At 68.2% G+C, this 13,367-nt stretch carries 11 protein-coding genes; all 11 read right to left on the bottom strand.

Features of this window, described 5'->3' with window-relative positions:
- Window positions 1–340: 340 nt before the first annotated feature.
- Window positions 341–1,405: an ABC transporter ATP-binding protein gene (locus NRK68_RS22255; protein ID WP_257856528.1), complete on the bottom strand. Its 1,065-nt coding sequence runs from the start codon at window positions 1,403–1,405 to the stop codon at window positions 341–343.
- Complete coding sequence (locus NRK68_RS22250) at window positions 1,398–2,381, bottom strand: ABC transporter ATP-binding protein (RefSeq protein ID WP_183067179.1); 984 nt, start codon at window positions 2,379–2,381, stop codon at window positions 1,398–1,400. The genes NRK68_RS22255 and NRK68_RS22250 overlap by 8 nt, the downstream gene beginning before the upstream one ends.
- A gap of 12 nt (window positions 2,382–2,393) precedes the next feature.
- Entirely contained in the window at window positions 2,394–3,320 is a 927-nt protein-coding gene (locus tag NRK68_RS22245; RefSeq protein WP_183067443.1) for an ABC transporter permease, read from the bottom strand.
- An 85-nt stretch (window positions 3,321–3,405) separates the two neighbouring features.
- Window positions 3,406–4,329 carry an ABC transporter permease gene (locus tag NRK68_RS22240; protein WP_183067178.1) on the bottom strand — a complete coding sequence of 308 codons (924 nt, stop codon included), beginning with the start codon at window positions 4,327–4,329 and terminating at the stop codon, window positions 3,406–3,408.
- Between the two features lie 87 nt (window positions 4,330–4,416).
- Window positions 4,417–6,045 carry a peptide ABC transporter substrate-binding protein gene (locus tag NRK68_RS22235; RefSeq protein WP_183067177.1) on the bottom strand — a complete coding sequence of 543 codons (1,629 nt, stop codon included), beginning with the start codon at window positions 6,043–6,045 and terminating at the stop codon, window positions 4,417–4,419.
- Between the two features lie 107 nt (window positions 6,046–6,152).
- Entirely contained in the window at window positions 6,153–7,079 is a 927-nt protein-coding gene (locus tag NRK68_RS22230) for a GNAT family N-acetyltransferase (protein WP_183067176.1), read from the bottom strand.
- 139 nt (window positions 7,080–7,218) lie between these two features.
- A complete protein-coding gene (locus tag NRK68_RS22225; RefSeq protein WP_183067175.1) occupies window positions 7,219–8,271 on the bottom strand; it encodes an ABC transporter ATP-binding protein in 1,053 nt (350 codons plus the stop codon).
- The gene (locus NRK68_RS22220; protein WP_183067174.1) at window positions 8,264–9,355 is read right to left on the bottom strand and encodes an ABC transporter ATP-binding protein; all 1,092 of its coding nucleotides are present in this window, start codon (window positions 9,353–9,355) and stop codon (window positions 8,264–8,266) included. The genes NRK68_RS22225 and NRK68_RS22220 overlap by 8 nt, the downstream gene beginning before the upstream one ends.
- 9 nt (window positions 9,356–9,364) lie before the next feature.
- Window positions 9,365–10,288, bottom strand: coding sequence for an ABC transporter permease (locus NRK68_RS22215; protein WP_183067173.1), 924 nt, complete (start codon window positions 10,286–10,288; stop codon window positions 9,365–9,367).
- Window positions 10,289–10,311: 23 nt separating this feature from the next.
- Window positions 10,312–11,238 carry an ABC transporter permease gene (locus NRK68_RS22210; protein ID WP_046775999.1) on the bottom strand — a complete coding sequence of 309 codons (927 nt, stop codon included), beginning with the start codon at window positions 11,236–11,238 and terminating at the stop codon, window positions 10,312–10,314.
- Window positions 11,239–11,437: 199 nt separating this feature from the next.
- A complete protein-coding gene (locus tag NRK68_RS22205; RefSeq protein ID WP_257856526.1) occupies window positions 11,438–13,093 on the bottom strand; it encodes a peptide ABC transporter substrate-binding protein in 1,656 nt (551 codons plus the stop codon).
- Window positions 13,094–13,367 lie beyond the last annotated feature (274 nt).

The raw sequence follows: 13,367 nt of genomic DNA, 5'->3' as shown, positions 1-13,367 counted from the left end.
AGCGGACATCGGTACGCGTATTCGTGCTCGGCGAGAGTCATACCCACCGTGCGCTACGGATCATAACTATCCGTGCCAGCGCATCGATCGAAATCCGGCAGCACAAGGGGCGCATGCCGCGCACGGTCGGGGTCACACGCGGGCCGGCCGGGAGGCGTTTGCGCCCCCCGGCCGGCTGTCGGCACCCGCACGGCCGCACAGCACCCAGGCTGCCTGCCCCAGATCTCGGGGCAGAAACGGTCAAGTTGCCCGCAGGTAAACCGAGTTGTGATTCGACGCCCGCCCTTGCAGCCGGGCCGCCACGGGTGGCCGGAAATGATCGGTCGCCGTGGGGATCGTCTCAGTCCGTGTCCTTTCCGACGGGCCGCCCGCCCTCCTGCGGCGGCATGTGCGGGACCACCCGCTTCTCCGCCGCGAAGTGACACGCCGAGGGATGCGCGGCCGGGCCGGAGGTGAAGACCTCCGGGACCGCGAGCAGCGGGACCTCCGTCGTGCAGCGCTCCTGGGCCTTCCAGCAGCGGGTGCGGAAGCGGCAGCCCGACGGCGGGGCGGCCGGGGAGGGGACGTCACCGGAGAGGATGATCCGCTCACGGTGGGCGCGAGCCTGCGGGTCGGGGACCGGCACGGCCGAAAGCAACGCCTGGGTGTACGGATGGGTCGGGTGCTCGTAGATCTCGGCGTCGGTGCCGATCTCGACGATCCGGCCGAGGTACATGACGCCGACCCGGTCGGAGATGTGCCGCACGATCGAGAGGTCGTGCGCGATGAAGACGTAGGACAGGCCGAACTCGTCCTGCAGCTTCTCCAGCAGGTTGACGACCTGCGCCTGGACGGAGACGTCCAGGGCGGAGACCGGCTCGTCGGCGACGATGATCTCGGGCTGGAGGGCCAGGCCGCGGGCGATGCCGATGCGCTGGCGCTGGCCGCCGGAGAACTGGTGCGGATAGCGGTTGATGTACTCCGGGTTCAGGCCCACGACGTCCAGGAGCTCCTGGACCCTGCGGCGCCGGTCGCCCTTCGGGGCCACCTCGGGGTGGATCTCGTACGGCTCGCCGATGATGTCGCCGACCGTCATGCGCGGGTTCAGCGAGGTGTACGGGTCCTGGAACACCATCTGGATGTTGCGGCGGACCGCCTTCAGCGCGCGCCCCGACAGCCGGCTGATGTCCTCGCCCTTGTACGTGATCGAGCCCGCGGTCGGCCGTTCCAGGTTGACCAGCATCCTGGCCACGGTGGACTTGCCGCAGCCGGACTCCCCGACGATGCCCAGCGTCTCGCCGGCGCGCAGACGGAAGGAGACCCCGTCGACGGCCTTGACCGCGCCGACCTGCTTCCTGAACAGGACGCCCTGGGTCAGCGGGTAGTACTTGACCAGGTCCTTCACTTCGAGAAGCGACTCAGCCATGCAGGCACTCCTTCCAGAAGTGGCAGGCACTGGCCCGCGCCACGGGCGACTCCGTCACCGGGTACAGCGGCGGGACGTCGCTGCGGCAGACCTCCTGCGCCATCGGGCAGCGCGGGTTGAAGGCGCAGCCGGGCGGGATGCGGAGCAGGTTGGGCGGCAGGCCCTTGATCGCGTACAGCTCCTGGCCCTTCTGGTCCAGCCGCGGGATCGAGTCGAGCAGGCCGCGCGTGTACGGGTGCGCGGGCGCCTTGTAGATCTCGTGGACGGGGGCCGCCTCGACGATCCGGCCCGCGTACATGACCGCGATCTTGTCGGCGACGTCGGCGACCACGCCGAGGTCGTGGGTGATCAGGATGAGGCCCATGTTGAGCTCTCGCCGGAGCTCGGCCAGCAGGTCCATCACCTGCGCCTGGACGGTGACGTCCAGGGCCGTCGTCGGCTCGTCCGCGATGATCAGCGAGGGTTCCAGGGCCAGCGCCATGGCGATCATGATGCGCTGGCGCATGCCGCCGGAGAACTGGTGCGGGTAGTCCCCCACCCGCTGCTTCGCCGCCGGGATCCGCACCCGGTCCATCAGCTCGACGGCCCTGGCCCGGGCGTCCTTGCGGGACATCCCGCGGTGGACCTCGTACATCTCACCGAGCTGTCTGCCGACGGTCAGCACCGGGTTCAGGGCGGACAGCGCGTCCTGGAAGATCATCGCCATCTCGGCGCCGCGGATCCTGCGCCGTTCCTCCTCCTTCATCCTCAGCAGGTCACGGCCCTTGAAGAGGATCTCGCCGCCGGCGATCCGGCCCGGCGGTACGTCCAGGATCCCCATCACGGCCTGGGCGGTCACGGACTTGCCGGAGCCGGACTCGCCGAGCACGGCGAGGGTCTCGCCCTCCTCCACCGAGTAGTCGACCCCGTTGACCGCCTTCGCGACACCGTCGCGCGTCGTGAATTCCACGTGCAGGTCGCGGACTTCGAGCAGCATGTACGGGGCTCCTCAGCGCAGCTTGGGGTCGAGGGCGTCGCGCACCGCGTCGCCGAGCATGATGAAGGCGAGCACCGTGATGCTCAGCGCGCCGGCCGGCCAGAGCAGCATGTGCGGGGCGTTGCGGATCTGCGAGGCCGCGTTGGAGATGTCGATGCCCCAGGAGACCGTGGGCGGGCGCAGGCCGACGCCGAGGAAGGACAGGGTCGCCTCCAGGGCGATGTACGTGCCGAGCGCGATCGTGGCGACGACGATGACGGGCGCGACGGCGTTGGGCGCCACGTGCCGCAGCAGCATCCGGGCGTTCCCGGCGCCCAGGGCCCTGGCGGCCTGGACGTAGTCGTTCTGTTTGGCGGTGATCACCGAGCCGCGGGCGATGCGGGCGATCTGCGGCCAGCCCAGGAGCACGATGAACCCGACCACGGGCCAGACGGTGGTGCTGGTGACGACGGACAGGAAGACCAGGCCGCCGAGGACGACCGGGATGCCGAAGAAGATGTCGGCGACCCGGGAGAGCAGGGAGTCGCCCCAGCCGCCGAAGAAGCCGGCGAGGCCGCCGAGGGCGGAGCCGAGCAGGGCGGCGCCGAGGGTGGCACAGACGCCGACGGTGATGGAGGCACGGGCTCCGTGGACGGTGCGGGTGTAGACGTCGCAGCCCTGGGTGTCGTAGCCGAAGGGGTGGCCGGGGGCGGAGCCCTGCTGGGACTTGGAGAGGTCGCACTGCAGGGGGTCGCCGCTCGCGATGAGCTGCGGCCAGATCGCGATGAGGACGAGGAAGAGGATCAGAGCCGCGGAGACGATGAAGACGGGATTGCGGCGCAGCTGGTGCCAGGCGTCGGACCACAGGGAGCGGGCTCGCTCCCGGGGGCCGCAGGCGCCGGGTCCGGCGGTCTTCTCGATGCCCTCGACGCTCTCGGCCTCGTCCAGTGCCAGATCCATGGGTCCCCCTTGGCCCGTGGGTGAGACCGCCTCCTTGGGGCGGGGGCCGACCGGGTCGTAGCCGGCGGGTTCGGGGCGCTCGGGATCAGGCATAGCGGATCCTCGGGTCCAGGACCGCGTAGAGCAGGTCGACGAGCAGGTTCGCCAGCAGGAAGACGATGACGAGGATGGTCACGAAGCCGACGACCGTGGGCGAGTTGTTGCGCAGGATGCCCTGGTAGAGCTGGTAGCCGACGCCGTGGATGTTGAAGATCCGCTCGGTGACGATGGCGCCGCCCATCAGGGCGCCGATGTCGGTCCCGATGAAGGTGACCACCGGGATCAGGGAGTTGCGCAGCAGGTGGCGGGTGACGACCCGGCTGCGCGGCAGGCCCTTGGCGGTGGCGGTGCGGACGTAGTCGGCCTTGACGTTCTCGGCGATGGAGGTGCGGGACAGACGCGTGACGTAGGCGAGGGAGACCAGCGCGAGGACGATGCCGGGCAGGATCAGCTCGTTCAGCGGTGCGTCCGGGGAGACGGTGGGCCGTACCCAGCCCCATTGGACGCCGAAGAGGTACTGCAGGAGGTAGCCCGTCACGAAGGTGGGCACCGAGATGACCACGAGGGTCATCACCAGCACCGTGGTGTCGACGGTCCGGCCGCGGCGCAGGCCGCTGATCACGCCGAGGGTGATGCCGATGACGATCTCGAAGAAGATCGCGACCAGGGTCAGACGCAGGGTGACGGGGAAGGCGCTGGCCATCAGGTCGGTGACGGACTGTCCGTTGAAGGCGGTGCCGAAGTCGCCCTGGAAGATGGCTCCCATGTAGTGGAGGTACTGCTTCCACAGGGGCTGGTCGAGGTAGAGGTCCTTGCGGATGCGGGCGGCGGTGGCGGGGTCGGGGGCCTTGTCGCCGAAGAGGGCCGCGACCGGGTCACCGAGCGCGTACACCATGAAGAAGATCAGGAACGTGCTGCCGATGAACACCGGGATCATCTGGAGCAGCCGCCGGATCACATAACGTCCCATGGAGTGCTCCATGCTGTGGGCGGGCGCGGCGGGCGGCCCCCGCGGGCCGGGGGGCCGCCCCGCGGGGGGCCGGGATCCGGGTGGGGGTCAGATCACCTTGATCTGGTCGTAGACGGGGACGCTGAACTGGTTGAGGGCCACGTCCTCCAGGCGCTCGGAGTAGCCGGCGCTGCCGTTCTGGTACCAGAGCGGGATGGACGGCATCTGCTCGGCGAGGATCTTCTCCGACTCCTGGAAGCCGGCGATCGCCTTGGCCGCGTCGCTCTCCCGGTTCGCCTGGTCGACGAGGTCGTCGAACTGCTTGTTGCTGAACTTCCCGTAGTTGGAGGAGGCGCCGGTGTAGTAGAGCGGCTGCAGGAAGTTCTGGATCAGCGGGTAGTCGGCCTGCCAGCCGGAGCGGAAGGGGCCGGTCAGCTTGTAACTGCTCTGCTGGTTGCGGAAGTCGGCGAACGTGCCGACCGGGTTGACCGTGCAGACCGGTCCCTCCCCCAGCGCGTTGTTGATGCTGTTGCAGACGGCGTCCATCCAGTCGCGGTGCGAGCCGGTGTCCACGTTGGAGGTCAGCGTGACCTTGCCGCCCGGCAGACCGCCGCCCTCCTGGATCAGCTTCTTCGCCTCGGCCGGGTCGTAGACGCAGGCGTCGCCGCAGGCCGTGGATGAGAAGCCGCCCTTCTCCCCGAGCGCCGGCGAGGTCCAGTCCTTGGCGGGCGTCCGGGTCTCCCGGAAGATCTGCTTGGTGATCTCGTCACGGTTGATGGCCCGCGAGATGCCCTGGCGGACCTTCTCCATGCCCGGCTTGCTCCACTGCGGGTCGTACAGCGGGAAGGTGAGGGTCTGGATGATCAGGGCCGGCTGGTTGATGTACCGGTCGCCGAGGTCGTTCTTGACGTTCTTCAGCTGCTGCGCCGGGACGTCGTCGACGAGGTCGAGGTTGCCGGAGATCAGGTCGGTGTAGGCGGTGTTGTTGTCGGTGTAGACCTTCAGGTCCACGCCGCCGTTCTGCGCCTTGTCCGCACCGGGGTACGCGTCCCACTTGCGCAGCTTCATCCCGGTGCCCTTGCTGTACGAGTCCACCGTGTACGGGCCGTTGCCGACGGGCTTGTCCAGCCATCCGCTGTGGTCGGTGAAGAAGGACTTCGGGAGCGGGGAGAAGGCCTGGTAGCCGAGGGTCTCCGGCCAGGTGGAGAACTTGTCCTTGAGGGCGACGGTGAAGGTCTTGGGATCCTTGACCACCAGTCCGGACATCGTCTTCGCCCTGGGCTCCCCCGACGCCGGGTGCACGTCGTCGTAGCCGACGATGTCGGAGAAGAACGGCGAGTTGTTCTGCTTGTTGCGCACGTCCGCGCCGTAGTTCCAGGCGTCCACGAAGGACTGCGCGGTGACCGGCTCGTCGTTGCTGAACTTCCAGCCGTCCTTCAGCGTGATGGTGAAGTTCTGGCTGTCCGTCGTCTGGATGGACTCGGCGAGCATGTTCGTGGCCTCGCCGGTTTCGGGGTCGTAGCGCTTGAGGCCGCGGAAGAGCATGTCGAGGACCTTGCCGCCCTGCACCTCGTTGGTGTTGGCGGGCTCCAGCGGGTTCTGCGGGTCGCCCCACGAGGAGCTGATGATGCCCGCCTCGCCGCCTCCGCCGCTGTCGCTCCCGCCGCCGCAGGCCGTCGCCGCGAGGGCGACGGCCACCGCACATGCGGCCCACTGGGCGTGGGTGGCTCCGCGCATGGAGTGCCTCCTATGGCTCCCAAGACTCACTTAGGGGCCAATGTCACCCTATGAGGGGTGCGGCACACGCCTCGTTGGACCGATTGCACCCGCGCGTTGCGCCCCTGTCACCCCTGGGGGTGCAAAGCCAGCTCCCACGCGTCGACGCCGTAGTGCCGGGTCATGCCGTGCGCCTCGTAGAGCGCGAGTGCGCCGGTCGCGTTGAGGGTGTCGACCCCCAGGCCGATGGTGTCCCGGCCGCGCGCCGCGTAGGTGGCGAAGCCGTGGCGCAGCAGGAAGCCGCCGACGCCCCGGCCGCGCGCCTCCTTGCGTACGCCTATGTGGCTGACCCAGGCCATGCTCGTCCGGTCGTCCCGGGTGAGCAGTACGGCCACGTCGCCCTCGCCCGGCAGGCTCGCGATCCACACCAGCGACCAGTCGAGCGACCGGCCCTCGATGTGGTCGAGCCATGTCTCGTACGGGCGGTCCACATGGCCGAAGTGGGCGGCGAAGGTCTCCTCGACCAGGGCGTGGGCCCGGTGGCGGTCGGCCTCGTCGTCGCCGCAGTGGCGCAGGGCGAGTCCGGCGGGCGCCGCGGGCGCGGGGTCGGCGGCCGCGGACAGGGGGCGTGTCATGACCTGGTAGCGGCGGACGGTGCGGTAGCCGCGGTCCGCGAGGAGGCCGAGGTCGATGGTGGGCTTCACGTTGAGCTGGATCTTGAGGGTGCCGGTCCCGCCGGTGATCTCGCGGGCGCGGGCCTCCATCCGCTCCAGCAGCAGCGTCGCGGCCTCGTCGTGGCCGGGCAGGACGTAGTGGTCCCCGTCGACGCGGCCGGGTCCGGAGTCCGCCCAGACCATGGCGTAGGCCAGGAGCCGGCCGTCCTCGAAGGCGAGCCAGGAGTCGGTGGCCAGGTCCACGTCGGGTGCGTTGAGGTCGGACTCGACGGTGCCGAGGTCGGTTTCGGGCCGGCCTATCTCGATCACGTCGACGGCGTTGAGGAGGGCACAGATGTCGGCCGCGTCCCCCGGGCCGGCGGGTCGTACGGTGATGGTCATGGCGTCACTCTCGGGCCCGCGCTCCCGGGGTCGCAACCGGTTTCCGCGAGGCCGGGGCGCACCTCACCGGGTACGGCGAACGGCCGGTCCCCGGCGCCGTGGGGCGCCGGGGACCGGCCGTTCGGGCAGAGCGCGTACGTCAGACGGCCAGGATGGCCTTCTCCTCCGCGAAGTGGCACGCGGAGTCGTGCGCGGCCAGGGTGTCCTGGCCCTTGAAGCGCTCGGGAACGGCGAGCAGCGGCTCCTCGGTGGAGCACTTGTCCTGGGCCTTCCAGCAGCGGGTGCGGAAGCGGCAGCCCGACGGCGGGTTGGCCGGGGACGGGACGTCACCGGTGAGGATGATGCGCTCGCGGGACTCCCGGACCTCGGGGTCCGGGACCGGGACCGCCGACAGCAGCGCCTGGGTGTAGGGGTGCGTCGGGTGGTCGTAGATCTGGGCGTCGGTGCCGATCTCGGCCATCTTGCCGAGGTACATGACGCCGACGCGGTCCGAGATGTGCCGGACGATCGACAGGTCGTGCGCGATGAAGATGTAGGACAGGTTGAACTCGTCCTGCAGCTTCTCCATCAGGTTGATGACCTGCGCCTGCACCGACACGTCGAGCGCGGAGACCGGCTCGTCGCAGATGATGATCTCCGGGTTGAGCGCGAGGCCGCGGGCGATGCCGATGCGCTGGCGCTGGCCGCCGGAGAACTGGTGCGGGTAGCGGTTGATGTACTCCGGGTTCAGGCCCACGACGTCCAGGAGTTCCTGGACCTTGCGGCGCCGGTCGCCCTTCGGGGCCACCTCGGGGTGGATCTCGAAGGTCTCCCCGATGATGTCGCCGACCGTCATGCGCGGGTTCAGCGAGGTGTACGGGTCCTGGAAGACCATCTGGATGTTGCGGCGGACGGCCTTCAGCGCACGCCCGGACAGCTTGGTGATGTCCTGGCCCTTGTAGAAGACCTCGCCGGCGGTGGCCCGCTCCAGGTTCATCAGGAGCTTGGCGACCGTGGACTTGCCACAGCCGGACTCACCGACGATGCCGAGGGTCTCGCCCTGGTAGAGGTCGAAGGAGACCCCGTCGACGGCCTTGACCGCACCGACCTGCTTCTTGAACAGGATTCCCTGGGTCAGCGGGAAGTGCTTGACCAGGTTGCGGACCTGGAGGATCGGCTCGCGCTCGGTGGTCGTCTTGCTGAGCTCAGCCATGGATCTGGTCCTTCCAGAAGTGGCACGCGCTGCCGCGGCCGGGCAGTTCGGTGCCGTCCTGCTCGGTGACCGGGTGCAGGACCGGGATCTCCGTACGGCAGATGTCCTGCACCTTGGGGCACCGGGGGCTGAAGGCACAGCCCGTCGGGATGCGGAGCAGGTTGGGCGGCAGGCCCTTGATCGCGTAGAGCTCCTGGCCCTTCTGGTCCAGGCGCGGGATCGAGTCCAGCAGGCCCCGGGTGTACGGGTGCGAGGGGCGCTTGTAGATCTCGTGGACCGGAGCGGTCTCGACGATCCGGCCCGCGTACATGACCGCGATCTTGTCCGCGACGTCGGCGACGACGCCGAGGTCGTGGGTGATCAGGATCAGACCCATGTTCATCTCGCGCTGGAGCTCCGCGAGCAGGTCCATGACCTGGGCCTGGACGGTCACGTCGAGAGCCGTGGTGGGCTCGTCGGCGATGATCAGGTCCGGCTCCAGGGCCAGCGCCATGGCGATCATGATGCGCTGGCGCATACCGCCGGAGAACTGGTGCGGGTAGTCGCCCACGCGCGCCTTGGCGGCGGGGATCTTCACGCGGTCCATGAGCTCGATGGCCTTGACCTTCGAGTCCTTCTTGGACATGCCGCGGTGGACGCGGAACATCTCGCCGAGCTGGTCGCCCACCGAGTAGACCGGGTTCAGGGAGGACAGCGCGTCCTGGAAGATCATCGCCATCTTGTCGCCGCGGAGCTTGCGGCGCTCCTCGTCGGACATCTTGAGGATGTCCCTGCCGTGGAAGCGCACCTCGCCGCCCGCGATACGGCCGGGCGGGGAGTCGAGGATGCCCATGATCGCCTGCGCGGTGACCGACTTGCCGGAGCCGGACTCGCCGAGCACGGCGAGGGTCTCGCCGGCGCTGACGCTGTAGCTCACGCCGTTGACGGCCTTGGCGACCCCGTCACGGGTCTTGAACTCGACCTGGAGGTTGTCCACCTCCAGCAGCGGCACGGCGGTCCCGCCGCCCGTCTCCGCAACGCTGAGAATCTCCGACGTCGTCACGCCGCCACCTTCGTCCTGCTTGCTGATGTTGTCTCGGAGCATCGGGCGGCCCTACCGCAGCTTCGGGTCGAGCGCGTCGCGCAGGCCGTCACCGACGAAGGCGAAGCCGAGCACGGTGACGACCACGAAGAGGCTGGGGTACAGCCACAGGTAGTCGTGGACGCCGATGAAGGCCTGACCGGCCGCCAGCATGTTGCCCCACTCCGGGACGTCGACCGGGACACCGGCGCCGAGGAAGGAGAGGGCCGCGACGCCGATGATCGTGGTGCCGACGTTGAACGTCGCGTAGACCAGAACGGGCGTCAGCGAGTTGGGCAGGATGTGCGTGCGGACGATCCGGCCGCCGCTGGCGCCGAGCGCCTTGGCCGCGTGGACGTAGTCCATCTCGCGCACCGACAGGATCGAGCTGCGCAGCAGTCGGGACACGGTCGCCCACGAGAAGACCGCGAGCGAGATGATCACCGGGGTGATGCCGCGGCCGGTGACCAGGATGATGACGACGGCACCGATCATCAGCGGGAACGCGAGGAAGACGTCCGCGATGCGCATGACGAGGGTGTCGGCGAAGCCGGCGAAGTAACCGGCGATGGCGCCGAGGGCGACACCGATCAGCACGGCGAAGAAGATCGAGGCGAGGCCGACGAACATGGCCACGCGGGTACCGGCGATGAGGCGCGAGAACATGTCGCGGCCCAGGGCGTCGGTGCCCATCCAGTGCGCGGCGTTGGGCGACGCGAGGGTGTTCTCCAGGTCCTGCGCACCCGGATCGTACGGCGTGAACATGTTGCCGAAGATCGCGGTGATGAACAGCAGGGTGATGATCACGAGACCGACGACGGCCAGCTTGTTCTGGACGAAGCGGTGGCGGATCTCGCCCCACTGGGTGAGCTGCTTGGGGGTTGCTTCGGGGGCGGCCGAGGTGGCCGGCACGGGGCTCTCGTCCCCGATCGCCGGGCTCTTGACGAGCTCAGACATGAGGAAATCCTCCTTGGGGGCGGTCAGCTGAGGCGGATACGCGGGTCGAGGGCCGCGTACAGCAGGTCCACGATGAGGCTGAGGACGACGAAGATGGCGACGCTGTAGGTCACTACACCGATCACGATCGGGTTGTTCTGCTGCTGGATCGCCTGAACCAGTGCCAGACCGACACCGTCCCAGTTGAAGATCGCCTCGGTGATGAGCGCGCCACCGAGAAGTGCGCCGAACGAGATGCCCAGGTAGGTGACGACCGGGATGGACGAGTTGCGGAGCACGTGCTTGAAGAGCACGCGACGGCGCGGAAGTCCCTTGGCCACGGCGGTCTTCACGTAGTCCGCGCGCAGCACCTCGAGCATCGTGCCGCGGGTGAGGCGGGCGACGAACGCGATGTCGGTGATGGCGAGGGTGACCGCCGGCAGGATCATGCCTTCGAGCTTGTCTCCGCCGAGTTGCGGGAACCACTGGAGCTCCACCGCGAACCACTTCATGAGCAGCATGCCGATCACGAAGGTCGGGAATCCGACCATCATGGTCGTGAAGAATGTCGTGGCCATGTCCAAGATGCTGTATCTGTACAGGGCGGCGATGATGCCGACGCCCATACCGAACACCGTGACGAGAGCGATGGCCAGCAGGGCCAGCTTCGCGGTGTTCGCCAGCTTGGGGCCGAGGATCTCGGACACCTCGCGGCGCTGGATGAAGTCCTCGCCGAGGTCTCCGGTCGCGACCTTCGACACGTAGTTCACATACTGCTCGGGCAGCGACTTGTCGAGCCCGTACCGCGCCTTGAGCTCCGCGACCACCGCTGGGTCACGAGCCTTGTCGCTGCCTGCGATCGAGCCCACGGGGTCACCGGGGAGAACGAAAAGACAAGCGAACAGAACCATGGTCGCGCCGATGAGGACTATGACCATCTGCCCGAGGCGACGGGCGACGTACCTTCCCATGTTTGTGCCTCTCTACCTGGCCGCTTCTGGGAGCAGCGGCCTCCGGCCCGACGAAAGGGGCCGGCTCTCGGCCGGCGGGGATTGCCCGCGGATGTGAGGGGTGCCGAAGTAAAAACGGCCTGCCGAGCGGGGCCGCGGCCCACCGGTCACCCGGGGGCCGCGGCACGTTCGCTCCTGACGGATATACCGTCCGAACCGATTACTTCTTGAGCGAGATCTTCTCGAGGATCGGGTCCTCGTTGAAGTTGATGTCGTCCAGACCGTTGAACTTGTCGGTCGCCATCAGGCGGAACTGGGAACGGTTGAAGGTCGGGATGAGGGCCATGTCCTCCATGGCCATCTTCTCGGCCTGCTTGTACATCGCGGTACGCGCGGCCTCGTCCTTCGTGGCGCGGGCCGTGTCGACCAGCTTGTCGAACTCGGGGTTGTTGTAACGGGCGCGGTTGTCACCGACCACGTTGCCCTCGGCGTCCTTGTTCATCGAGGCCGAGTGCAGCAGCGGGAAGAGGAAGTTCTCCGGGGTCGGGTAGTCCGCACCCCACGCGAAGCGGTAGACGCCGGTGGCGGTGGCACCCTGCTGCTCCTTGAGCAGACCCGGGAAGTCCTTGCCGTCCAGCTTGACCTTCAGGCCGAGGACGTCCTCGAGCTGACGCGCGACGGCCTGGACCCACTCTTCGTGGCCCGCACCGGTGTTGAAGGAGAACTTGATCTCGGTGCCCGGCTTCAGGCCCGCCTTCTCGGCGTGCTCCTTGGCCTTGGCGACGTCCTGCTTGACGCAGGAGCCGCACAGGTCCTTCTGGTACGCCTTCGGGAACGCCGGCGGCACGATGGTCGTCGACGGGGTCTGGAAGCCCTGGAAGACACCCTTGGCGATGGCCTGACGGTCGATCGCGTAGGAGATCGCCAGACGGGCGTCCTTGCTGTTGGTCGGACCGTTGTCACCGATCGGCAGAACGAAGTTCATGCCGTTGGTGTCCTTGGCGAACCACTTGTTCTGCGGCTTGAACTTCGCCTCGGCCGTCTTCAGCATCGGCGTCGGGATGTGCGCGTAGTCGAAGGTGCCGGCCTGGAAGCCGTCGTACTCGAGCTGGTGCGCGGTCTTGTCGTTGAGGAGGGTGACCTGGACCTTGTCCAGCTTCGCCTTCGTCAGGCCGTAGTCGTCGTTGCGGACGAGGTTGATGGCCTTGTTGTGCTCCCAGCTGCCGTCCATCTTGAACGGGCCGTTGCCGACGGGGGCCTCGCCGAACGCCTTGTCCTCTTCGCCGACCTTGGCGACCTTCGGGACCGGGCTGTAGGCGGTGTGCGCCGTCTTCAGCACGAACTCGCAGTCGGCCTTGGCCAGGTCGACCTTGATGGTGTGCGGGTCCGGGGTGGTGACACCGGAGAAGGTCTTGGCGGAGCCGTCCTGCAGCTGCTCGTAACCCTTGATGCCGGCGAGGTGGTACGCCACGTCGGACGCGGCGGCCTTGTGCGCGGCACGCGCCCAGCCGCGGGCGAACGCCTCGGCGTCGACGGGCTCGCCGTTGGAGAACTTGGTGTCCGGCTTGACCTTGAAGGTCCAGGAAGTGCAGCCCTCGTCCGAGCTGGCCGACTCGGCCAGCGCGGGCTCGGCCAGACCGTCCGGCGTGTTCGAGTACAGGCCGGTGAACAGGGCGTTGGAGAGCAGGATGCCCGTGGACTCGTGGGCGCGCCCCGGGTCGATGGTGTCCGGCTCCGTGCTGCCCAGGCGGAACGTGCCGCCGCCGGCAGCGTTGCCCTTGTCCTTGCTGTCACCGTCACCGCCGCCACAGGCGGTAGCGGCCAGGGCGACGACAACCGCGCCCACGACCCACTTGGCGCTCTTGGCACCGCGCATGGGTTTCCTCCTCATGAGTCCACTGATCGACTTGAGGGGCATGAAAACCTCGCCGACACCCCTGACGGCGAGTGGTTTCCTGCCCGTAGTGTGCTCGTGAGTCGGCGCGATCCCCACATCGCGTGACCCATTGACCCGAGCTCAATGGAGCCATCCTCAGGGACTGCTAGTCCGTAAACCACACTTAAGTGGTCTCGTTTTCACAACATCGATCCGCGGCAGAAACCCGAAATCCGGACAAACGGATAGGAGACAGACACGTGCGAAACGGACG

The organism is Streptomyces yangpuensis (assembly GCF_024666385.1).
GTDB classification, from domain to species: domain Bacteria; phylum Actinomycetota; class Actinomycetes; order Streptomycetales; family Streptomycetaceae; genus Streptomyces; species Streptomyces yangpuensis.
Note: the sequence above shows the minus strand (reverse complement) of the source record. Positions and strands in the feature narration are given on the sequence as shown.

Excerpts from the sequence above, each read along its gene's own strand:
- NRK68_RS22240 (WP_183067178.1), bottom strand. The coding sequence starts at position 4,329 with ATGGGACGTTATGTGATCCGGCGGCTGCTCCAGATGATCCCGGTGTTC.
- NRK68_RS22255 (WP_257856528.1), bottom strand. The coding sequence starts at position 1,405 with ATGGCTGAGTCGCTTCTCGAAGTGAAGGACCTGGTCAAGTACTACCCG.
- NRK68_RS22210 (WP_046775999.1), bottom strand. The coding sequence starts at position 11,238 with ATGGGAAGGTACGTCGCCCGTCGCCTCGGGCAGATGGTCATAGTCCTC.
- NRK68_RS22220 (WP_183067174.1), bottom strand. The coding sequence starts at position 9,355 with ATGCTCCGAGACAACATCAGCAAGCAGGACGAAGGTGGCGGCGTGACG.
- NRK68_RS22245 (WP_183067443.1), bottom strand. The coding sequence starts at position 3,320 with ATGGATCTGGCACTGGACGAGGCCGAGAGCGTCGAGGGCATCGAGAAG.
- NRK68_RS22230 (WP_183067176.1), bottom strand. The coding sequence starts at position 7,079 with ATGACCATCACCGTACGACCCGCCGGCCCGGGGGACGCGGCCGACATC.
- NRK68_RS22225 (WP_183067175.1), bottom strand. The coding sequence starts at position 8,271 with ATGGCTGAGCTCAGCAAGACGACCACCGAGCGCGAGCCGATCCTCCAG.
- NRK68_RS22205 (WP_257856526.1), bottom strand. The coding sequence starts at position 13,093 with ATGCGCGGTGCCAAGAGCGCCAAGTGGGTCGTGGGCGCGGTTGTCGTC.
- NRK68_RS22250 (WP_183067179.1), bottom strand. The coding sequence starts at position 2,381 with ATGCTGCTCGAAGTCCGCGACCTGCACGTGGAATTCACGACGCGCGAC.
- NRK68_RS22235 (WP_183067177.1), bottom strand. The coding sequence starts at position 6,045 with ATGCGCGGAGCCACCCACGCCCAGTGGGCCGCATGTGCGGTGGCCGTC.
- NRK68_RS22215 (WP_183067173.1), bottom strand. The coding sequence starts at position 10,288 with ATGTCTGAGCTCGTCAAGAGCCCGGCGATCGGGGACGAGAGCCCCGTG.